A 20,994-nucleotide genomic window follows, 5' to 3' on the forward strand; every position below is an offset into this window, starting at 1 on the left:
CCATCGCCGCGCGCTGTCGTCAGCTCGATCCGGCTACCCTCCAGCCGCACACCGACTTCCACTGGTGGCCCAGGCCGGTTCAGCCGAGCTGATCACCCGGAGACGGTATGAGAAGGCCGACTGGAGCAGCGGTGGGAACTGGGAAATGAAATTCTCTGGGCCGCTCGGCTGACCGATGATCTGGCAGCGCGAATTGCCGCCGAGGTTGAAGAACTTTGCGGCGGCAGCGCCCGCACGCTGCGCTTCGAGTGGCGAAGTACTTGGGAGCAAGGCGCGTCGCTGGGCCGACTGCTCAGAGCTCCCAACGCGGGCTCCGCACCAGCACCTTTGCGCTGATGGGAGCCATGCTGCACTTCAGCCGCCGCCGCCTTGCACCAGCGGGCAGCCACCCTGAGCGATGGGCCGATAGGCCTCCGCCAGCGGCACCTCGCGAAGCAGGCTGTAGACATCGTAGCGGTTCGCAGAGTCGGCCGGCGCCTTAACCTGGAAGACGTATACCGGGCTAATCCGGCGACCGTCCGGCCGGATCTCGCCACGGCCGAAGATCATATCCTCGGTCGGCGTTGCCTTCATGCGGGCGACCACGGCCCGGCCGTCGGTCGAGGAGCCGAGCGCCGCCACCGCCTTCAGGTAATGCGTCACGGCGGCGTAGACATTGGCCTGCAGGTCGGTTGGCATCCGCCCGCCCATCCGCTCGGCGAAGCGCCGGCCGAAGCTGCGCGTCCCGTCGTTCAGGTCCCAATACCAATTGCCGACCACGACGGCGCCCTGCGTCGCTTCCAGGCCGAGCGACACGATATCCGAGATGTAGACCGCCAGGCCAACCACGCGCTGGCCGCGGCGGACCAGGCCAAATTCGGAGGCCTGCTTCATGCTGTTGATGAAGTCAGCCTGGGAATTCGCCAGGGCCACCACCGCGGCACGCGAGGCCTGCGCCTGCAGCAGTACGGCGGAGAAATCCGTCGTGCCGAGCGGATGGCGGACAGAACCGACGATCCGTCCGCCCGCTCGCGTCACCGCATCGGCGGACTGCTTCTCCAGGTCGTGCCCGAAGGCATAGTCGGCGGTGACGTAGAACCATGTGGCGCCGCCCTGCTGCACCAGTGCGCGGCTCGGCACATTCGACATCGACCAGGTGTCGAGCGAGTAGTGCACTAGGTTCGGCGAGCAGAGGTCGCCGGATAGCCGGCTGGATACCGCGGCTGTGGGTAGCGCCACGCGGTTGGCGTTGCGCGCCACCTCGCCGACCGCCAGCGCCACCGCGGAATTGGGCAGGTCGATGATAGCGTCAACGCCCTCCGTGTCGAACCAGCGGCGGGCGATGGCGGAGCCGGTATCGGCGCGGTTCTGGTGATCGCCGGAGACGATCTGCACGGGCAGGTCCGCCGCACGGCCGCCGAAATCCTCCGCCGCCAGCTGCGCCGCGACGATCGAACCCGGCCCGGCGACATCGGCAAAGCTGCCGGAGAGATCACTCAGGATGCCGATGCGGATGGCCTCACGCCGTGGTCCGGGTTGCGGTTGCGCTTCGGCCGGCAGTCCGGTTGCCATGACCGCCGCCAGCGCGGCAGCCCTCAGGATTGAGCGTCGCATAGTATATTTCCCTATGGTCCAGCCGGTTCGATCAGCGGCGGTCGTTGCCGCCGGAGAAGCTGCCTTCCGCCATCTCCGTAGCCCCGGCCGATGCCCGTGCCTGCGCCAGCATCGCCGCCGGTGGCCGGGCGTAGTGGCCGGCGCGGCTGACCTGGAGCCCGAGCGCGGCGCGCGCGCCAGCCATGAACCGGGCGTAGCGGAACAGCGTGCCCAGCGCGTCCATCACCACGGCCCCGTGGCTCGCCCGCAGCCCGTGGCGCCAGACGAATTCGTTGAGGAAGCCGTCGCCAGGGATCACCACCTCGGCGCCCATCGCCACCAGCCGGCCGCAGGCCGCATCGAATGCGCCGAGCAGCGGTCGGGCGACCTCATCGCCGTTCTCCAGGCTGTATTCGTCGATCGGCGGCTGCATCGCCACCACCCCAGCTAGGCGTTCGCGCATGCCGTAGGCGCGGGCCAAATCTTCGTGCTGGGCACGCTGGCTGGCTTCCAGCGAAACCAGGCCGAAGCGCTGGCCGAGCGAGCAGGCGACCAGCATGCAGGTCTCCGACAGGCCGACGCAGGGGATGTCTACCAGCGACCGCACGGCGCGCAGCGCCGGGTCGTAGAAGCAACCGAGGGCGAAGGCATCATACCCCTCGCGCTCCGCCGCCAGCGCCGCCTCGACCACCTGCGCCTCGTTCAGGTATTCCAGGTAGCGGTGACGGATGGCGTGGATCGGCGCGAAGTCGCTGCCATAGGTGCCGGGGCGGAGGCCATGCAGCACCACTTCATCGCCAGCCGGCATGACCGCCTCGGCATGGCGGGCCAGCGTGACGCGGTAGATTGGGGCGCGGTCTAGGTCGCTGAAGCTCTGATGCCAGATGCGCATCTCAGCATCCTTCGCGGTTAGCCGGCATTGCCGCGTCGTGCCGCATGACTTCCCGCCAGCCGGCCGAAGACCAGCCCCTTCAGCACCGAAGTCGCGCCGGTATAGGTGCGGTAGTAGGTGCCAATGATCTCGCCGGCGGCGTAGAGCCCTTCGATCGGCCGGCCGTCGCCGTCGACCACGCGCCCGTCGTTGTCCACCTTCACCCCGCCGAAGGTGAAGACATTAGCCGAGATGATGGGATAGGCATGGAACGGCGGCTCGTCCACCGGCAGCGCCCAGTTGGACTTGGGGGGGGCCAGGCCGCGGGTCGCCAGCCCATCCAGCTCCAACGGGCGCCAGTCGCCCGGCAGGCAGGCAGCGTTGTAGTCCCGCACCGTCGCCGCCAGGGCTGCGGCCGGCACCGCTAGCCGCGCCGCCAGCGCATCCAAGCTGTCGGCGACGACTGGCGGCTGGTCCGTGCGGATGGCGAGGCGGACGTTCGGCACGCGCTGGTGCTTGGCATCCAGCACCACCCAAGCAAGGCCGTCGCGCTGCGCGAAGATCCGCCGGGTGACGCTTTCATAATGTGCATCCACCGTGCCCGGCGCCTCGTCGGTGAAGCGTCTGCCGTCCTTGTTCACCAGGATGCCATAGGGGAAGACGAAGACCGAGGGCTCAGAGACGCCGGAGCGCGGGTCAATCGGCTCCGCATGGTAGCTGCCGAAGTCGCCCGCAGTGGCCGCGCCGACATCCAGCGCCATGCGGATACCGTCGCCGCGGTTGAAATTCGCGCCCTTGCAGATGGGCCGCAGAAAGGCGGCGCGCGGGCCGATATAGCGGGCCAGCATCTCGGCATTGCCTTCGAAGCCGCCGCAGGCCAGCACCACTTGGCCGCCCAACCGCAGGCGCCCATCCTGACCGCTGCGGGCGAGCAGGCCTGTGACCCGGCCATCCCCGTCCTGCTCCAGGCGCTCCGCCGTGGTCTCGTACAGGAACTCGACGCCGAGCGCCTCGGCGCGCGCCGCCAGCCCTTCCACCAGCGCTAGCCCGCCGCCCACAGGCAGCAGGCGTGGCTGAGACTTGGTGAGGAATTGCGTCGGCAGGAAATCGAAGCGCAGACCAAAGCCCTGGAGCCAGGCGATGGTCGGGCCGGCCTGGTCGGCGAAAGTGGCGATGAATGCCGGCTCAGCCATCGAGAGAGCCGCGGCATAGGCGGCGCGCTGTCCCGGCGGGCGGGCGCTTTCGGCGATCAGGTCTGGGTCGAGGGTTCCGCTGCTATTCTCGGCAAGGTGGCTCTCGAAATCGTCTGTGACCTCGGCCTTGCTCTTCATGCGCAGATAAGCTTCGGTATAGCGGCTCTGGCCGCCGCGCTCCGCGGGCGGGGCGCGTTCCAGCACCGCGACGCTCGCACCGGCCTCAGCAGCAGCGACGGCGGCAGACAGGCCGGCAACGCCGCAGCCAGCAACGAGCACTTCGAAACGCTTTTCGCGCATTCGGCGTTCTCCCTTGAGCCGGAGCATGCCACGGCGGCGGTGGAGGTCAAATGCACCGGCGCAGGCCCGCGAAGCGGGAGGCGCATCGGATGGTCGCGCGCTCATCGGCCAAGTCAGCACGCCTCCGCCCAGGTCGTTGGGTAGCCTGTGCCCTGTTCCCCCGGGTGAGCGCATGGACGCTGGTCGGACGACCTGATTATAAGTCCAAGGTGAGGCGGCTTCGAGAACAACGCCTCGGGGCGAGGCGACGATGGACGATTTCGATCAATCCCTCCAGGAGTTCCAGCTTGCGGCACAGGCCCGGCGCTCCGCCGCGGGCTGGCTCGACGCCTTCGAGGCGGCGCTTGCATCTCGCGACCCCACGCGGATCGGCGCTCTGTTTCATGCGGACTCCCATTGGCGGGACATCCTGGCCTTCACTTGGCACCTGACCTCCGTCGCCGGCCGGGACAGCATCGCCGTGCGCCTCGCAGCGGAACAGGCGCGCACGGCTGCGCAGGGCTTCCACTTGCTTGAGGGCCGGAAACCGCCCCGCCAGGTGAAGCGCCTGGGCGTCGACAGCATCGAGGCGATCTTCGAGTTCACCACGGCGGATGGTCGTGGCGCCGGCCTAATCCGCCTGTCACCGGCGCCGGATGGCGACGGCGCAATGAAGGCATGGCTCATCTCGACGACGCTCGAGGCGCTGCATGGCCACGAGGAGAGGATCGGTGCCAACCGGCCGACCGGGGCCGCCTATTCGCGAAATTTCGGCGGTGACAATTGGGCCGACATGCGCCGCAAGGCTGCTGCCTATGCCGACCGGGAACCGGCGGTGCTGGTGATCGGCGCCGCCCAGGCGGGTCTCTCGATCGCGGCGCGGCTGAACCAGCTGGGCGTCGATACCCTTGTCGTCGAGCAATTGCCGCGCATCGGTGACAGTTGGCGGAAGCGATACCATTCGCTGGCGCTGCACAACTCGATCCACCTAAACCATCTGCCCTACATGGAATTTCCGCCGACCTGGCCGAAATACATCCCGAAGGACATGCTAGGAAACTGGTTTGAATTCTACGCTGACGCCATGGGAATCAACTGCTGGACGGGGACCGAATTCGTCGGCGGAACCTGGGACGACACGGCGAAATGCTGGACGGCCCGGCTGAAGTGCGCCGACGGCAGCGAACGCGTCGTCCGGCCCCGGCACCTCGTTTTCGCTAACGGCGTCAGCAGCTACCCCATGGTGCCGGACCTGCCAGGCCTTGAAGATTTCAAGGGACAGATCCTCCATTCCGAAGGCTTTGACAGCGGCGCGGGCTGGGAGGGAAAGAACGCACTCATCCTTGGCACCGGCAGCAGCGCCAACGATATCGCGCTCGACCTGCACAGTCACGGCGTGAATACAACGCTCGTCCAACGAGGTTCGACGACCGTCGTGTCAATCGACCCGAGCGCCAGGCTCAACGAGGCGATCTGGGATGAGGGCGGGCCGCTTGAGGATTGCGACCTGATTGTCTCATCTGCCACGCCCCCGCTGATCATCAAGGCCTATCAATCCGTCACGAAACGCATGCTCGAGCTCGACCGCGAGATGATCTAGGGCCTCAAGGGCATCGGCTTCAAGCACGATGTTGGCGAGGATGAGACCGGTCACCAAATGAAATACTTCCGGCGCGGCGGTGGCTACAACCTGGATGCCGGCAGCTCCGATCTTATGATCAAGGGCCAGCTCGGCCTGCTGCAATACGACCGGATCGAACGCTTCACCGCCGCCGGTGCACTCCTCAAAGATGGCCCAACGGTGCCAGCCGACCTCATCATTCTGGCGACCGGCTACTACCCGCAGGAGGAGCTCGTCCGGCGTGCACTTGGCGACGCGATGCTGGAACGCATCGGGCCGGTTTGGGGCATCGGTGAGGATGGCGAGCTGAACAACATGTTCAAGCGCACGCCGCAGCAAGGGTTGTGGTTCATCGCCGGCGGCCTCGCGCAGTGCCGCATCAACTCGAAGTATCTCGCACTGCAGATCAAGGCGATGGAACTCGGGAAACTCGGCCCGCTCTGAGGCATCCGGCCTGCCGGCCCATCGGGTGGACACCTTCAGGCCCAAACCTGGGGTTGGCCGGCGCCGGTAGCTTAGTGAAGTGGCAGGGCGGCTGCTGGCCAGTCGCTGGTGATCGGCAACCGCGCGGGCGGCGGCCCCTGTTGAGAAGCGCCAACTCGGCCCCCCTCTCGTCCGAAGGGTGCGCGGCCCGCTTCGCCCAACCCCATTGCTACGCGATGCCAGGCAGCCGGTCGGCATTAACCCCGTCACTGTCCCTAGCATAAAGTTGGGGGTGGAGGCGCTTGTCGGTCCGATGCCGGGGGCGCGGTGACGCCAGCCCTTGCCGCGCCCCGGCACACCTCTAGGATGATGGCAGGGAAGCCAGCCACCGCGTGCCATGATCCAGGGGATTGCCTGCATGCAGCGACGCGCTTTGCTTGCCGCCACCGCGGCCCTCGCCGCGCCGCGCTCAGCGCGCGCGCAGCATCAGTATGTACTGCGCTTCGTGCCCTACGCAGATTTGGCGGTCACCGACCCGGTGTGGTCCAGCACGCTTTCCACCCGCACCCATGCTCTGGCGGTGTTCGATACGCTGTATGGTACCGCCGCCGACACCTCGGTCCAACCGCAGATGGTCGCCGGCCATGTGGTGGAGGCGGATGGGCTCCGCTGGCGGCTGACCCTGCGGGACGGGCTGCGTTTCCACGACGGTACGCCGGTGCTGGCGCGCGATTGCGCGGCTTCCATCCGCCGCTGGGGCAGGCGCGACGTGTTCGGCCAGTTGTTGGCCGAAGCGACCGAGGAGATCGCCGCGCTGGATGACCGCACCATCCTGTTTCAGCTCAAGCGGCGCTTCCCGCTCCTACCAGCGGCGCTCGGCCGGGCTAGCACCCAGGTGCCCGTCATCATGCCTGAACGCCTGGCGCTAACCGACCCCTTCACCCAGGTACCCGAAGTGATCGGCAGCGGCCCGTACCGGTTTCTGCCGGAGGAGCGGGTTGCTGGGGCGCGCGTCGGCTATGCCCGCCATGCCGGCTACGTACCACGGCCAGATGGCAGGCCGGATCAGACGGCCGGGCCTCGCATTGCTCATTTCGAGCGTATCGAGTTCCACGTCATCCCTGACGCAGCCACTGCCGCCGCGGCGCTTCAATCCGGCGCGGTGGATTGGGTGGAGCAGCCGCTGATCGACCTGCTGCCGGTGCTGCGCCGTTCGCGCGACATTGCTGTGGAGGTGAAGGACTCTACCGGGATGGTCGGCCACCTCAGGCTGAACCATCTACATCCGCCCTTTGACAGACCAGCGGTGCGCCGCGTGCTGCTGCAAGCGATTAGTCAGGCGGATTGCATGATCGCCGTTGCCGGCAACGAGAGGACGATGTGGAGTGACCGTGTTGGCATCTTTGCCCCCGGCACGCCGATGGCAACCGACGCTGGCCTGCCACCCAGCGGCACCCGGCCGGACCTGCCGTCGCTTCGGCGCGCTCTGGCCGAGGCCGGCTATGCCGGCGAACGCGTGGTGATGCTGGCCGCAGCCGACGTGCCGCGCATCAGTGCTGTGTGCGAGGTGACTGCCGAGGTGATGCGTCGCCTTGGGATGAACATCGACTACGTAGCGATGGATTTCGGCACCCTGAACCAGCGCATCACCAATCGCCGACCGCCCGCCGAGGGCGGCTGGAACTGTTACTGCACCTATGTAGTCGGACCGGATATCACCATTCCGGCGACACAGACCGGGCTGCGCGCTAATGGCTCAGCCTTCTCGGTCGGCTGGGCTAACATCCCGGCGCTGGATGTGCTGCGAAACCGCTGGCTGGAGGCCGAAAAGCTGGCGGCGCAGCAGGTGATCTGCCGTGAGATCCAACTCCTGTGCCGGGAGGAGGTGCCCTTCATCCCGCTCGGCCAGTACATCCAGCCCGTCGCCTTCCGCCGTAACCTCACTGGCATGATGGCAGGCGTGCCGGTCTTCACCGGTCTCCGCAAGGAGGCCTGACAGCATGAGCAACACTACCTCACCCTGCCCACCTTCGCCGCTTGGGCCGCCGCACTACCCCGGCTGGCGCTAACCACACAGGTCGTGGCGTCCAAGCCACCGCCGAACTAGAATTCGCAGCGGACCACCTTGGGGTGCCGATCAGGGCTGTACGCGATGGGCGCGCACGTACTTACTCCAGCGTGCCATGGCACGGTCGTTGCAGGAGGAAACAGCCATCATGTCGGCTGACCGGCGCAGTATCGCGGCTGATGACATGGATACACTCCGCCGTGCACTACTGCTCGGTGCGATTGTCGGTCCTGCAGCGTTCGGCAGGGCACGCGCCCAGGGGACATTCCCTGAGCGGCCGCTACGTCTGATAGTACCTTACCCGCCAGGCGGTGGCACCGATGCCTTCGGCCGCCGCGTCGCCGCCCGCCTCGGCCAGGAACTGGGCCAGCGCGTGGTGGTGGAGAACAAAACCGGCGCTGCTGGCGTGGTGGGCATGCTGGAGCTGCTGCGCGCACGCCCGGACGGATATTCGATGGTGTTCGGCGGTGCCTCTACCCACGCGCTCTACCCGCTGATCTTCGCCAAGCCGCAATACGATCCGGTGGAGGATTTCGTGCCGGTGGCGCTGGTCGGCGCCAACACCGTTTGCTTCATGGCCCGCAACGGAGTGGCCACCGATCTGCCGGGCTTGCTCGCCGAGGCACGACGCCTGCCGGGCCAGCTACGCTTCGGCTCCCCGGGCGCCGGCACTTTCGTGCATCTGGCGGGAGAGTACCTACTTCACGCCGCCGGCAGGGTGGAGATGCTGCATGTGCCCTATCGCGGCAACGGCCCAGCGATGGTGGATCTGCTGGCGGGCAACATCGACGCGGTGGCAGACACCATCGTGAGCGGCCTCCCGCATCACCAGGAGGGCCGGGTGCGAATGCTCGCGGTGGCGTCGCTGCGCCGCTCGCCGCTGGCGCCGGATGTGCCGACCGTGGCCGAGGTGCTGGGCCTGCCTAATTTCGAGACCTCCTTGTGGAGCCTGTTAGCGGTGAGACGAGACACGCCGGCGGCCTTGGTCGCCGCGCTGCACGCTGCGGCGCGCAAGGCACTGGAGGCGACGGATTTCCAGGCCGAATTGCGCGCCGCGGGGATCGAGCCGGCGCCGGTAATGTCTCCCGAGGAGGTGGGAGCCTATGTCCGGGCCGAGCAGGCGAAGTGGCGACCCATTGTGGAGGCGACGGGTGTGCGCATGGAATAGGACCTGTGGCGTCGTCAGTGCTGACAAACACGTCGGTCACACCCAGAATATTTGTGCTCGTCGGGAGGAGAGTTGGTGGCGTGCCTTTGGCCGACCGTAAGCCGGAATTCGGTGCTCGGCACGTTTCCACAGGCGGAGGCTGCCAACCTAGGAGCCAAGGTTCGTAAACAAAGCCGCGTGCCTTCGCCGGCCCGTTTTGCCGGAAGGAATTTCCATGAAGATCGTCGACGCGCAGATCCACATCTGGTCGAGCGGCAGTCCCTCAGGGCTGCATCGGAAGGTCCCATCCTTCACGGCCGAGGAGGCGCTGAGGGAAATGGATGAAGCGGGTGTCGATGCAGCCCTCATCCACCCGCCGGGAAGCTGGGATCCCAGCTCGAATACCCTAGCAGTGGAAGCGGCGAGGAAATACCCCGACCGCTTCGCGGTGATGGGACAGTTTCCGCCTAACCAGCTGGAGAACCGCAAGCTGATCCACGGCTGGAAGAACCAGCCCGGCATGATGGGTCTGCGCTGGGCGTTGCTATCGCCCGCAGAGCAGGTGTGGCTGCGGGATGGCACGCTCGATTGGCTGTGGCCCGCCGCCGAGCGCGAGGGCCTGCCCATCGCCACCATGGGTGGGCTGTTTCTGCCGGAGTTTCGCAAGATCGCCGAAGCGCATCCGCACTTGAAGCTGATCCTCGACCATTGCGGGCTGGTGCGCACTGGGCAAGATGCGGCGGCATTCGCGAAACTTGACGAATTGTTAGCACTTGCAAAGCTGCCGAATGTCGCCGTTAAGGCGACCGGCGCCCCCCACTACTCCACTCAGCCCTACCCGTACCGGAACATGCATGACGGTCTGCAGCGCATTTTCGACGCCTTTGGCCCGCATCGTTTCTTCTGGGGCACTGACATCACCCGCATGCCATGCAGCTACCGGCAATGCGTCACCTTCTTTACCGAGGAGCTGTCGTGGCTACGCGGCCACGACCTGGAGCTCGTCATGGGCAAGGCACTATGCGAGTGGCTCGGCTGGGATCTGGCCCTGGATGACTGAACGTTTTGATGGCCGCGCTCACTCCGCACGAATGTTGTTGGCGGCGATGACTGCCTTCCATTTAGCGCGGTCACGCAGGATGGTCTCACGCATTGCTTCGATGCTGCCACCGCGCGGCTGGTAGCCGAGCCCGACTAACTGCTCGGCCACATTCGGCGTTGCGACAATCCGGTTGATCTCGACGTTCAGGCGCTCGACGATCTCCTGCGGCGTACGACCAGGGGCGGCTATGCCAAACCAGTTGTCGGCGCGGAACTCTGGAAGTCCGGACTCCGCGATTATTGGCACGCCAGGCAGCACTGGCGATGGCGGCGTGCTGGTGAAGGCGATTGGGCGGACGGCGCCGGAGCGAATATGCGGAAGGATCTCGGCAAGGTTGCCGAACATCATGTCGACGCGCCCGGCAATGATCTCGGCGATAGCAGGCGGCCCACCGCGGAAGGGGACGTGCAGCATTCGGATGCCTGCCATACTCGTGAACTGCGCCGCCCAAAGCTGATACGAGCTACCCACGCCTGAGGAGCCGTAGGTCAGTGTGTCAGGATTGGCCCTCGCATAATCGACGATGTCACGTACTGTCCGGAACGGCGTCTTGTTTGCAACGTAGAGCAGATTGTCGAGGCCCGCGATGATCACCGCAGGTGCCAAGTCCTTATCCGGATCAAAGGTCAGGGTCACACCGGGCATGACTGGCGCAGTGCTGGCCATGCTCATGGTGTATAGCAGGATGGTATAACCATCGGGTCGGGCGGCAGCCACTGCGGCTGCAGCAATCAGGCCATTTGCGCCAGTTCGGTTGTCGACGCTGACTGCCTGTCCGAGATTCTGGCTCAGCCGTGCCGCGACCAGGCGGGCGAGAATGTCGGCGCCCCCGCCAGGCGGAAACCCGTTCACCAACATAATCGGCTGGGTCGGCCAGCGTTGCGCCTTCGCCGGGATGCTGCTCACCAACAGCGCTGCCAGAACTATGCTGCCCTTCAGGCAAATCCTCATGCTGTTCCTTCCCTGCAGGATGCCGACGATCTGCGTTAGTTGACGCCAGAGTCGACCGCAGCGTGCCGCAACGAGGAGCCGTAGCAAAGCGGTGGACCGGATGTCCGGTGTCAGTCCTTCTTAGCCCTCCGCTTCGCCTTCTTCAGCCCGGCGAGGGCAGTCTCCTTCAGAGAAGGGCTCGCTTTGAACTTGACGGTCGCGCCGGCCTTTACCGCCACCTTCTCGCCCGTCCGCGGATTTAGCGCGGTGCGCTTCGGCGTCTCGCGGACGATGAACGCCCCGAAGTCGGGCAGGGTAAAGCGCCCGGTCTCAATGATCTCGGACTTGACGGCCGAGATGATATCCGCCGCGAGCCGGTTGGCTGCATTGGCGGGCATCTCAGCGGACTGGACGATAACGTCGGTCAGGAACTTCTTGGACATGCATACGGACCTCTGTAGCGCAGGCCCGTTTATGTGGCGTGAGTGATTTTGTCACGAGGGCAGTGCACATGGGGAGCGAGCTCCGTCCGGCCTACGGATGAAACGTGCCGCCATCCCGGCCTGCAGCCGCACCTGGAATATCCCCAAAATCGGGGATATGTCTGTGGGCAACCGCTGGACGACTCCGGCCTGTTTGGCAGCAAACCTTAGGTTTTTGCAGCTGCCCCTGATGCCAGCGCTCCAAGATCGGACATGTGGGCAGATTCACGCTGTGTTCTGGCCTCGGCGCCTGAATGAGCGCCAGTTGGTCCTTTTGCGCTTCACTTCAGGCCGGCGTGGAGCGACTGGTCGGGGGCGCGCAAGAGGCTTGGCTAGCGAGCGCCCCGACCAGCTCCTCGGCGAGGCTCTGGGCGGCGGCGCCCAGCTGGTCGGGTGCCACACAGAAGCCGAGACAATGACCATTCCCAGTACTTTCGGCGTCTATCGCCGACGCTGAAAGATCATCGACGACCTACGAGTATGCCAAGGGCGAAGCCGAGCGCGCCCACAGCTGCCAGCGTAATCAGCGGCTCACTCCTGACTACACCACCCATATATGAACCGGCCTGGGCGCTCTGCCGATACGCCTGCCGGCCTGCGTGCGAGATACCTTCCTGCGCCGTCGTGGCCAGACGGGAAGCCTCCTCACCTGCTCGACCAGCCGCGGACAACATCGCATCGGAGGCACTGCGAACGGATGCCTCGAGACCCTCCGCTTCACCCGAGTTGCCCGAGACGGCATGCTCGGGTGTCGCCGATCCCGATCGCCCCTGATCCGACGGTGTGCGACTGCTTGGGCCTTGCATGGCGTCCTTGCTGTGGGCTCCCACTGCCGCCGCGGCGCTGCCCTCGCTCCGATCGCTCATGATTTTTTCCTCCTGGTTGCGAAGGGACAACGCTTCGGATGGTTCGGTGGCGGCGTTCTAACGAATAAGTCAGCCTGGCGAGCAACTCTGAGACCACTCAGCCGGCCGCCGGAGATGTGAGAGGGCGCGCTGGGTGTGCTGCTTCACTTCCGGCTGCGACAGAGCGAATGGTCGGTTACGCGCCGCGGTAAACGCCTGCGCGTGCCCCTGACCAGCTGCCACGGCGGGGCTCGGGCTCGTAGCACCCGGCTGGTCGTGTGCTGCACCAGGAGCCTTGAACATGGCCCTTTCCGATACCGCCCTCCGCGTCCTCTTCGATGGCGGCCGGCATGCCCTCCGGCTGGCAACGCCGCCCAAGCACCTCCCCGCCGCCGCCTGCAATGCGGTGCTCCGCAGCCTGCTCAAAGGCGGCTACGTCGAGGAGTGCGCAGCGCCTTTCGAGTACATCGGCCTGGGCTGGCGCCAGCAGGACGGCGCCTGGATCGCGCTGCGGGTGACCGATGCCGGGCTGCTGGCAATCGGCGCCGCTCCCTCGGAGGCGCCCGCAGGGGCCCACAGCGCGCTGCCGACGGCATCGGCCTTCCGGGAAGGGGCAGCCGGCGCCGAACTCCGCGGACGCCACCTGTGAGGCCGCCATGGCGGCGCCAGCCCCGACCACGCGCCAGCCTCCGCCATACCGCCCAGCGGGTCCTCAGCGCCTGGGACGACGAGGCCGAGGCGCGACCCGGCTTACCGGCGGCCATCAACGCTCCGCGCGTGTCTGGCTGCTCTGGCGCTATCAACATAACCAGCACGGAAATCGCGCCCGAGCTCAAACGGGACCCCGGAGTGGCGTCGAACACAGACAAGTTGCAGCCTGCGCTGCTCCGCCAATGTGCGATAATGCTGCTCCAATGCGCCCATCACTGCCGTGGTGCTTAGGCGGGCGTCAGAGATCGTGTGGGAGGAATTGATACCAGATGAACGCCATCAAGGACGCCATCAAGTCTGGTAAGACGGTAGTCGGGACTGCCGGATCTCCGAGCGTAGACGTATCACTGCTGGCCGATGCAGGATTCGACTTCGTGCTGTTCGACACACAGCACTCGGCATGGGAGATCAAGCAGCTTCAGCCTCCGATCCAGGCGATGCGGGGCAAGCAGACGGCGCCGGTGGTACGAGTCGCCGCAAACGAAGCCCACCAGATTTGTTTTGCGCTCGACGCTGGGGCGCGCGGCGTCATCATTCCGATGGTGAACACCCGAGCGGAGGCAGAGGCCGCTGTACGCGCCTGCCGCTATTATCCCGACGGCAACCGCAGCAATGCCGGAGTGCGCGGCGAGTGGGGCGAGTTCAAGACCTACCGCGACTATATGGATGCCGTTAACAAAGAGCTTCTTATCGTGCCGATGATCGAGACCAACCAGGCGCTCGGGAATCTCGATGCCATTGCCTCAGTGCCGGGGGTGGACGTTCTGCTGATCGGTCCGTCCGACCTGTCGATCGAACTGGGGGTGCCGCTGGACTACGCGTGCGATACCTATCAGCGTGCGCTCGACAAAATCGCGGCCGCTGCTGCGAAGCACGGCATCGCCGCGGGGATGTATTTCATCCCGCTCGGGATGGACCCGAATTTCTTCGTCCAGAAGGGCTTCAAGTTCTTCACCATGCCCTGGGGTCCCTGGGCTCAGGCTGGTATTCGGAACGCCCTGGCTGAGATCAAGCGCTAGGTGTTGTGGTCCAGCCTCTGCGCCGAAATGAGCGTCAGGTGGTCCTGTTGCGCTTCACTTCGGGCCGGCGTGGAGCGACCGGTCTGACGCGCGCCGCGGCAAACGCCAGCACGCTGCCCCGACCAGTTCCATGGCGGGGCTCGGGCTCGTAGCACCCGGCTCCTCGGGTGCTGCAACAGGAGCCGCGAGATGGCCCTTTCCGACACCGCCCGCCGCATCCTCGCCGAGGCCGCCCAGCACCTGCTGCGGCTGGCTGCGCCGCCCGACAACCTGCCGACCGCCGCTGCCCGGGCGGTGCTGAACAACCTGCTCAAGCAGGGCTACGTTGAAGAATGCGAGGCGCCGGACGAGTTCGCTGACCTGCGCTGGCACCAGCAGGGCGGCACTCGGCCCACGGTGCGCGTCACCGAGGCGGGGATGGCGGCCATCGGCGCCGCGCCAGTCACTATCGAACAGGCGTCAGGCGCAGCCTCCTCCGATGCGGCACAGGAGCCTAGCAGCGCGCCGCTAGTGGCGCCTGCGGTTGCGGGGGCCCTGAATGCGCCCAGCGGCGCTGAGGCTGCTAACACACCCGCCCAGTCGCCTTCCACGCGCCCCAGCCTGCGCGACGCCGCCCACCGCGTCCTCGCGGCCTGGGACGATCAGGCCGGCGAGCGCGCTGGCATGCCCGGCGCCATCGCCGCCCTTCGCGCCATCCTGGTGAAGCCTGCCTCGGCACCCCGCCCCGCCGGCATCCAAAAGCCCCGCGAGGGCACCAAGCAGCAGCAGGTACTCGCCCTGCTGCGCCGACCCGAGGGCGCCACCGTCGCCCAGATCGCCGAGGCGACCGGCTGGCAGGCCCACACGGTCCGCGGCTTCTTCGCTGGACTGAAGAAGCGCCAGGGCCTTGTGGTCGAGGCGGCCGAGCGGGTCCGCCAGGTTGGCCCCGGCAAGGAGGGCGCAAAGGGCAGCTACACCGTCTACCGCATCGCCGAGGCGCGCTGATGCTGCCGCCTGTCGTCCGGACTCACCGACTCTGGGAGGCTTGGGGTGACACCGTCGCCGGATATGTCGTCCCCTTACCGCCTGCGGGCATCGCCATGCCGGCGTGCACGGCGTAGGTCGGCAGCGCCGCCGGGACGGCGAGCACCAGACCGCCGTAGGCGACGAGGACGACGGCCGCAGCCCTTGCCGCCAAGCGCCCCCAAGGCAGCGTCTTCTCGGCGAACACCAGCGCGGTGAGCGCGGCCATCGCGGCGATGTTCATTAGACCCAGCGGGAACAGCACCGCGAATAGCAGCCAACAGCAGCCCAGACACCACAGCCCGTGCTGCGCTCCCATCCGGAGTGCGCCGAGCCTGCCCTCGCGCCAGGAGGTCATGATAAAACCGACCGGCGTGCGGCACTTCGACAGGCACCGGTCCTTCAGCGGTGTAAGCTGGTACAGGCCTGCGGCGACGAGCACCGCGCCACCGATCCGTGCCGCCCCGGCGGGGCCGAGCCCGGTGCGCACGGCGACTGCCTCGGCCGCCAGCGCCGCCGCGTAGGCGGCCGCGCCGGCAGCAGTCCAGACCAGCATGTAGCCCGCCACGAACACCCAGGTCGGCACGAAGGCCCCGCTGCCGTGGCGGCCCGCCTGTATGCGGTGGAAGGCGAGGACCATCGGCGCAACGGCGGGGAACATCATGGCCGCCATCATCACAACCCAGATCGCAAGGAACACCGGTGCGCGCAGGCCCATGGTGGGCGAGGCACCCACCATCTCTGCGCCGCCCATCGCACCGTCGCGGGCGTGCTGGGCCATCAGTATCCAGGCCGCGGCGGCCAGCGCGAGCAACAAGCCCAGGATTAGGTTACGCTGGACTGCGAGGGGCGCCTGGCCCGCCGTGGCAGGGCGGCGCCCCGCCGCGCCCTGGGCGGGTGACGGCAACTGGGTCACTAACCGCCGGACCAGCTGATTGGAGCGTAGTGGCCGTTGCGGCCCGAATTGTCCCAGCGCATGCCGTGGTCGGCGTAGGTGCTGCCCGCGCCGCCTACTGCGAGGGCGAGCCGGTCCGGCGCCACGGGGTGGCCTGCCGAGGCCCAGATCTCCCCGCCCGGGTGCATCGTCGGCAGCGGGTCGACCGACATCTGCAAGACGTTGGGGATTTCCGCCGAGCGAGTCTTGCCCTGGACCGTGTAGGTGATCGGCGCCCTACGCACGCCAAGGTGGGTACCCACCAGGGGCGCGAAGGCTGCCATCGGCCCACCCTCTGCGCCGCCGAAGATCGCCTCGAGGGCGGCGGCTTGCCGGTCGTCGGCGCGCTGGTCGATGTAGGCGGCCAGGGTCCAGTTGCCGTCCGCCATGGGCCCCGGCACATGGGCGGCGACCACGACGTTGAGTCCGTCGAGAGGCGCGCCGTCGTACTCGCCGCGCTCGATGTGGAAAGCAAGCGCCACGTCGCAGCTGCCCTGCGTCGGCACTCCGGTGAGTGGCGCGGCGGCGGAGATGAGACAGGGGCAGACCACGTCGCAGTTGCAGTTCTCGAAGTAATCCCCTGTCAGCCTCCATTTCGCTGCCATCTGTGGGTCCTCCGCGGCTGGCTCTTCGCCCCTCTAGGCTGCGCCTCCCACGCGCGCCCCGCGGTCACGTCCCGCGGAGCGGGCGGGACAGCAGGGGCTCAGCAGCCCCAGCCTGGCAGGGCAGCGCCAGCAAGCGAATGAACCAGCAGGCGCACCGCGCCGGATGTCGAGCGCGTTGAGGGTCGGGGCGGTCCTGGTCCACTCCTTCGCGCGGGCACTGGCCCGGGGGACCGATGCCGAGCGGCGGGAGCGGTTGGCACACACGACGCTTGCGCGGGTGGTAGTCTCGGGCGAGATCCTGATCCTTCGGCAGTTGCCTCAGCGTACCGCGAAATGTGATCGTGTCTGGAGCCGACGCGAAGCAACCGTGAGGCACCATGCGCAGGCCATTGTTCGTCATCATACTCCTTGCCGGACTACTACCCGGAATGGCTTTGTCTCAGGACCAGCAGTCACGGCCTGTGCCATCGGCGCCAGGCAGCGCCGAACCCACCTGGCAGCGGACGGTTCGGTTGAGCGACGGTCGAACCTTCGTCACCGACGGCGGATTGGCAATCGACGCCGCTCTAGCGAAGCCCGCGACACTGCCTGCTGATGTCCTGCCATCGGCGAGCGGCAGTTTCATCGAACGCCACATGTCGTCCCAGTCACCCGACGAGGTCGGGCTCCCGCAACTCGTTCTAGGCCCTGACGGCCGGACCTATACGACCCCGAACGGGATTCGCCTGAACCAAACCTACATCGACTTTCTGCGGCGTATCCTACCATCTGCGCAGGTGCGCCTGCGGACACAGGGCGGCCGCGAACCCGTCGTCATCCTGCTGAAAGGCGAACCCGTCGGGGTCTTCATGCCTGTCGCGCGGTAATCTGGTCGGCTAGCGACCTGCACCCTGCCCGCACGGCTGACGGTCAGCAGCGACCGGAACCACCCGTTCCCTGTGGGGCCTTCACTGCCGCAGCGGCCAAGGCCCAGCACCGGCGCATGCGGCGCACCGGTTCGGCCTGGAGATGGAGCAGCTGCGGGCCGAGGGCGTGACCGGTCAGGCGGCGATCGCGCGGGCTCTGAACAAGCGGGGAGTGTCGACGCTGCGGGGTAGTGGTGCCTGGACGCACACGACGGTGGCGAGGGTGATCGCACGAGCAGCGACCAAATCCTCCGCCCCAGTCAGTACCCCAGCGTCTTGTCGATCTCCTGCAGCAAGCCACCGCCGGTCTCAAGACTCCTGATATTTGCGGCGATCTCGGCCACGAGCTGACGCACGGTCGGCCGTCGCGCGACGTGCGGCATCACGGTTACCCTCGGATGCGCCCACAACGGGCTGTCCGGCGGCAACGGCTCGGGATGCAGCGCGTCGAGCGCGGCATAGGAGAGCTGACCTGAATCGAGCGCGGCTACCAAGTCTGAGCCAACGACGTGCCTGCCGCGACCGATGTTGATCACCATTCCGCCCCTTGGCATCATGTCGAAGGTGCGGGCGCATAGGATGCCCTCGGTCTCGTGCGTCAGCGGCAGCAGGCACACCGCAATGTCGGTTTGGTGCAGGAATGGCTCCAGCTGGTCCGGGCCGTGAAAGACCGGGATCTCCGGCTCCGGTCTTGGATTGCGCACCCATGCCGACACCGGAAAGCCGAGCGACTTCAGCACCAGCGCCGGCGCCTTTGCCATCAGCCCGAGGCCGAGAAAGCCGATGCGGCGTTGATCGGGTCGAACAATGGGTCGGCGCAGCCATTCGCGGTTAGCCTGCGCCTCCTGGTAGTGAGGCATCTCGCGGTGGAGGCGCAGCACGTGCATGATGACGTACTCGGTCATCATCGGGTCACCGCCCGTGGGCTCGATCTTCCCGAGCGGCACCTTCGGCAATTTGGGGTGATTGATGAAGGACTCGACCCCGGCCGAGCGACTGAACATCGCCCGGAGATTGGGCAACGGTGGGATCGCGTCGAAGTCGGGCCGCATGAAGGCGAGGTAGGTAATTTCTGAAGTGTCCCCGACATCGGGGAAGATGCGGACCTCCATGTCGGGCAGCAGCTCGGCGAGCGTGTCGCGCCAGCTCTGCGCTGTGCCGATTTCGTCCGTATCGAGCCCATAGATCAGCAGTGCCATGGTGGTTTCCCCTTCTCACATCAGCAATGAAGCGCGTTGCTGTCGTCATCGACCAAGAATGGGGACCGCACGGAGCTCCCGCCGGACTCGTCCGACAGTGCTAGACCGCCGGATCCGACGGGCATGGATCAGCCCTTCGCGGCAATGGCTATGAGCTCCTCGAGGTCGAGGTCGCGCTCCAGGTCGTGGAGCGTCTCGTCGTCGATCTGCCGCGCCCGATGCAGGCGGACGAGCTCGGCGCGTCCGGCCGCAATGGCGGCCAGGATGACATCGTAGTGGGCCGCAATGCTTTGGGCGCGTTCCTCGGGGCTGCCGAGGAACTCCGCCGAGAGCGTGGCCCGGCGTCGGTAGCTGTCGAGCAGACGCGGATGGAGGAGCGAGCCGTCGGCGGCGTAGGCCTTCCGCTCGACCTCGGCGAACTGGGCCTTGATCATGGCGACCTCCGCGGCGAAGAGGTCGAGCGACGGCCTGCTGCGCTCGCCCTCCCGAAGCCCAGCGAGGCGTATGACGAGACCGAGCGTCATGCCCTGCACGAGCACCGTCAGCAGGATGACGGCGAAGGCCGTCACCAGCATCAGGTCGCGTCCCGGTATGGTCTCGGGCAGGCTCAGTGCCACCGCGAGCGTTACTACGCCGCGCATGCCCGCCCAGCTCATCACGCAGGCGGCCCTCGGGCCAAGCGGCTCCGCCCCTCGCCAGCCCGCCCCGTGCAGGAAGGTCAGGACGGCGTCCGAGCCGAAGATCCAAGCGAAGCGGGCGAGCGTCATGGCCGCAACGATTGCCGCGACCGACCAGGCCATGTCCTCGAGGACGACGCCGAACCCGCCGACGCGGTCGATCACGCCCCGCAGCGACAGGCCGATCAGGATGAACACGGCAGCCTCAAGCAGGGAGATCATCACCTGCCAGAACGAGAGCGCGCGGATCCGCACGCTCGCCGTCAGGATGACGTGCTGGTACCAGCCGCAGACTAGGCCCGCCGTCACCGTTGCGATGACGCCCGACGCGTGCAGCGCCTCGCCAGCGAGATAGCTTGCCCAGCACACCAGTACGGAGGCGGCAATCATCAGCTGGTCGTCGCCGAGCCGGCGGAGCAGCAGGACCCAGGCCGCCCCGATTGCACTGCCGACCGCGATGCCGCCGCCTACGAGGACGGCGAAGCTGCCGACCGCCTCGCCGAGGCTGAATGCCCCGGTGGCCGCGGCCGCCACCGCGAAGCGGAACAGCACGAGCCCGGTCGCGTCGTTGAGGAGGCTCTCGCCTTCTAGCAGGGTGCCGAGCCGGCGCGGCAGCTTGACGCGTTGCAGAACCGCTCTGGCTGAAACGGCGTCAGGCGGCGAGACGATGGCGCCCAAGGCGACGCATGCCGCCCAAGGAAGCTCGGGCAGGATCAACTTCGCAGCTACTGCGACGACGGCCGCCGTGAACAGCACCGCGCCGACCGCGAGCGAGGTTATGCCGCCGAGGTGGCGGCGGAAGGGAGCCAGTGCCGTGAACCAAGCGCCATCCATCAAGAGCGGCGGCAGGAAGATGACTAGCACCAGTTCCGGATCGAGTTCGACAGTTGGCAGTCCCGGAACGAAGGCCAGTGCGCCGCCTCCCAGCAGAAGAGCAACTGCTGGCGGCATTCGGAGGCGGAGGGCCGCGTATCGCAGGACCAAAACCGCCAGGAACATGCCGACGATCAGTTCAAATAGCTCTACCGAGTGCATATTGCGCCGAACCGTTTGAGCGATGAGGTCAAGCTCTCTCTGAGGATCGGTGCCCAGTCAATCGCCACCGTACGCTCTCAGTGATCTCACGGGGAGGTCGAGGCGACGGTATTGGACGGCCGCACACATTGCTGATCTGGACTATCCTCGAGGTCCGCATCGCTGTCTGGCCGAGAGCACTCGACCTGAATACCGTCGTTCCCTCGAGCACGTGCTCGATGCCGTCAAGGAGCTCACCCCGACCGTGCATCCCTCGACTTAAGCAGACCACCCCGGCAATCCCGCCCGTCCGGTCGATTGACCTTGTCGTGCGAGGCACCTTCGTCACATCCTTGGCAGGGCGCGCCTGACGCCGAACAAAATCCGGGGGAACA

General features: G+C 66.8%; 18 protein-coding genes. 9 read left to right on the forward strand and 9 right to left on the reverse strand.

Features of this window, described 5'->3' with window-relative positions:
• Nucleotides 1-354 precede the first annotated feature (354 nt).
• Genes E2C06_RS28055 through E2C06_RS28065 form a run of 3 tightly spaced genes read right to left on the reverse strand, consistent with a single transcriptional unit; the run spans nt 355 to nt 3,936 of the window.
• Nucleotides 355-1,593 (reverse strand): ABC transporter substrate-binding protein, encoded by a 1,239-nt coding sequence (locus E2C06_RS28055; RefSeq protein WP_133291892.1) that lies wholly within the window; start codon nt 1,591-1,593, stop codon nt 355-357.
• Nucleotides 1,594-1,624: 31 nt separating this feature from the next.
• Nucleotides 1,625-2,464 carry an aspartate/glutamate racemase family protein gene (locus tag E2C06_RS28060; protein WP_133291893.1) on the reverse strand — a complete coding sequence of 280 codons (840 nt, stop codon included), beginning with the start codon at nt 2,462-2,464 and terminating at the stop codon, nt 1,625-1,627.
• A gap of 17 nt (nt 2,465-2,481) precedes the next feature.
• Nucleotides 2,482-3,936 (reverse strand): FAD-dependent oxidoreductase, encoded by a 1,455-nt coding sequence (locus E2C06_RS28065; RefSeq protein ID WP_133291894.1) that lies wholly within the window; start codon nt 3,934-3,936, stop codon nt 2,482-2,484.
• Nucleotides 3,937-4,186: 250 nt separating this feature from the next.
• Between E2C06_RS28065 and E2C06_RS28070 the strand changes: the two genes are divergently transcribed.
• From E2C06_RS28070 to E2C06_RS28085, 5 genes are all read left to right on the forward strand, one after another.
• Nucleotides 4,187-5,515, forward strand: coding sequence for an NAD(P)-binding domain-containing protein (locus E2C06_RS28070; protein ID WP_206664718.1), 1,329 nt, complete (start codon nt 4,187-4,189; stop codon nt 5,513-5,515).
• Between the two features lie 57 nt (nt 5,516-5,572).
• On the forward strand, nt 5,573-5,980 hold the full coding sequence (locus tag E2C06_RS38885) for a hypothetical protein (protein ID WP_206664719.1): 408 nt from the start codon (nt 5,573-5,575) through the stop codon (nt 5,978-5,980).
• A 397-nt stretch (nt 5,981-6,377) separates the two neighbouring features.
• A complete protein-coding gene (locus E2C06_RS28075; protein WP_133291895.1) occupies nt 6,378-7,955 on the forward strand; it encodes an ABC transporter substrate-binding protein in 1,578 nt (525 codons plus the stop codon).
• Nucleotides 7,956-8,175: 220 nt separating this feature from the next.
• Complete coding sequence (locus tag E2C06_RS28080; RefSeq protein ID WP_165982716.1) at nt 8,176-9,195, forward strand: Bug family tripartite tricarboxylate transporter substrate binding protein; 1,020 nt, start codon at nt 8,176-8,178, stop codon at nt 9,193-9,195.
• A gap of 214 nt (nt 9,196-9,409) precedes the next feature.
• Nucleotides 9,410-10,234 carry an amidohydrolase family protein gene (locus E2C06_RS28085; protein WP_133291897.1) on the forward strand — a complete coding sequence of 275 codons (825 nt, stop codon included), beginning with the start codon at nt 9,410-9,412 and terminating at the stop codon, nt 10,232-10,234.
• Between the two features lie 18 nt (nt 10,235-10,252).
• Here E2C06_RS28085 and E2C06_RS28090 read toward each other — a convergent pair whose 3' ends face one another.
• Both E2C06_RS28090 and E2C06_RS28095 read right to left on the reverse strand, forming a co-directional pair.
• Entirely contained in the window at nt 10,253-11,227 is a 975-nt protein-coding gene (locus tag E2C06_RS28090) for a Bug family tripartite tricarboxylate transporter substrate binding protein (RefSeq protein ID WP_133291898.1), read from the reverse strand.
• 110 nt (nt 11,228-11,337) lie between these two features.
• Nucleotides 11,338-11,649 carry an HU family DNA-binding protein gene (locus tag E2C06_RS28095; RefSeq protein ID WP_133291899.1) on the reverse strand — a complete coding sequence of 104 codons (312 nt, stop codon included), beginning with the start codon at nt 11,647-11,649 and terminating at the stop codon, nt 11,338-11,340.
• Between the two features lie 1,185 nt (nt 11,650-12,834).
• On the opposite strand from E2C06_RS28095, the gene E2C06_RS28100 reads away from it, so the two are divergent.
• The 3 genes from E2C06_RS28100 to E2C06_RS28110 all read left to right on the forward strand — a co-directional run bounded on the left by E2C06_RS28100 (nt 12,835) and on the right by E2C06_RS28110 (nt 15,247).
• On the forward strand, nt 12,835-13,182 hold the full coding sequence (locus E2C06_RS28100) for a hypothetical protein (RefSeq protein ID WP_133291900.1): 348 nt from the start codon (nt 12,835-12,837) through the stop codon (nt 13,180-13,182).
• A 331-nt stretch (nt 13,183-13,513) separates the two neighbouring features.
• Nucleotides 13,514-14,263 carry an HpcH/HpaI aldolase family protein gene (locus tag E2C06_RS28105; RefSeq protein WP_133291901.1) on the forward strand — a complete coding sequence of 250 codons (750 nt, stop codon included), beginning with the start codon at nt 13,514-13,516 and terminating at the stop codon, nt 14,261-14,263.
• Between the two features lie 189 nt (nt 14,264-14,452).
• Nucleotides 14,453-15,247, forward strand: a complete 795-nt coding sequence (locus E2C06_RS28110; RefSeq protein ID WP_206664720.1) for a DUF3489 domain-containing protein — start codon at nt 14,453-14,455, stop codon at nt 15,245-15,247.
• 22 nt (nt 15,248-15,269) lie between these two features.
• Here the strand turns inward: E2C06_RS28110 and E2C06_RS28115 are convergent, their stop codons facing one another.
• Together E2C06_RS28115 and E2C06_RS28120 are read right to left on the reverse strand one after the other, a co-directional pair.
• Nucleotides 15,270-16,082 (reverse strand): DUF2182 domain-containing protein, encoded by an 813-nt coding sequence (locus E2C06_RS28115; protein WP_206664721.1) that lies wholly within the window; start codon nt 16,080-16,082, stop codon nt 15,270-15,272.
• A gap of 98 nt (nt 16,083-16,180) precedes the next feature.
• Complete coding sequence (locus E2C06_RS28120) at nt 16,181-16,804, reverse strand: DUF1326 domain-containing protein (RefSeq protein WP_133291902.1); 624 nt, start codon at nt 16,802-16,804, stop codon at nt 16,181-16,183.
• A gap of 512 nt (nt 16,805-17,316) precedes the next feature.
• Between E2C06_RS28120 and E2C06_RS28125 the strand changes: the two genes are divergently transcribed.
• Entirely contained in the window at nt 17,317-17,670 is a 354-nt protein-coding gene (locus E2C06_RS28125; RefSeq protein ID WP_133291903.1) for a hypothetical protein, read from the forward strand.
• Nucleotides 17,671-17,969: 299 nt separating this feature from the next.
• On the opposite strand, the gene E2C06_RS28130 is transcribed toward E2C06_RS28125, so the two are convergent.
• Together E2C06_RS28130 and E2C06_RS28135 are read right to left on the reverse strand one after the other, a co-directional pair.
• Nucleotides 17,970-18,908, reverse strand: coding sequence for a 2-hydroxyacid dehydrogenase (locus E2C06_RS28130; protein ID WP_133291904.1), 939 nt, complete (start codon nt 18,906-18,908; stop codon nt 17,970-17,972).
• 128 nt (nt 18,909-19,036) lie between these two features.
• Entirely contained in the window at nt 19,037-20,620 is a 1,584-nt protein-coding gene (locus tag E2C06_RS28135) for a Na+/H+ antiporter (RefSeq protein ID WP_133291905.1), read from the reverse strand.
• Nucleotides 20,621-20,994: the final 374 nt, after the last annotated feature.

It is taken from the genome of Dankookia rubra (genome assembly GCF_004355005.1).
Classification (GTDB): Bacteria; Pseudomonadota; Alphaproteobacteria; order Acetobacterales; family Acetobacteraceae; genus Paracraurococcus; species Paracraurococcus ruber_A.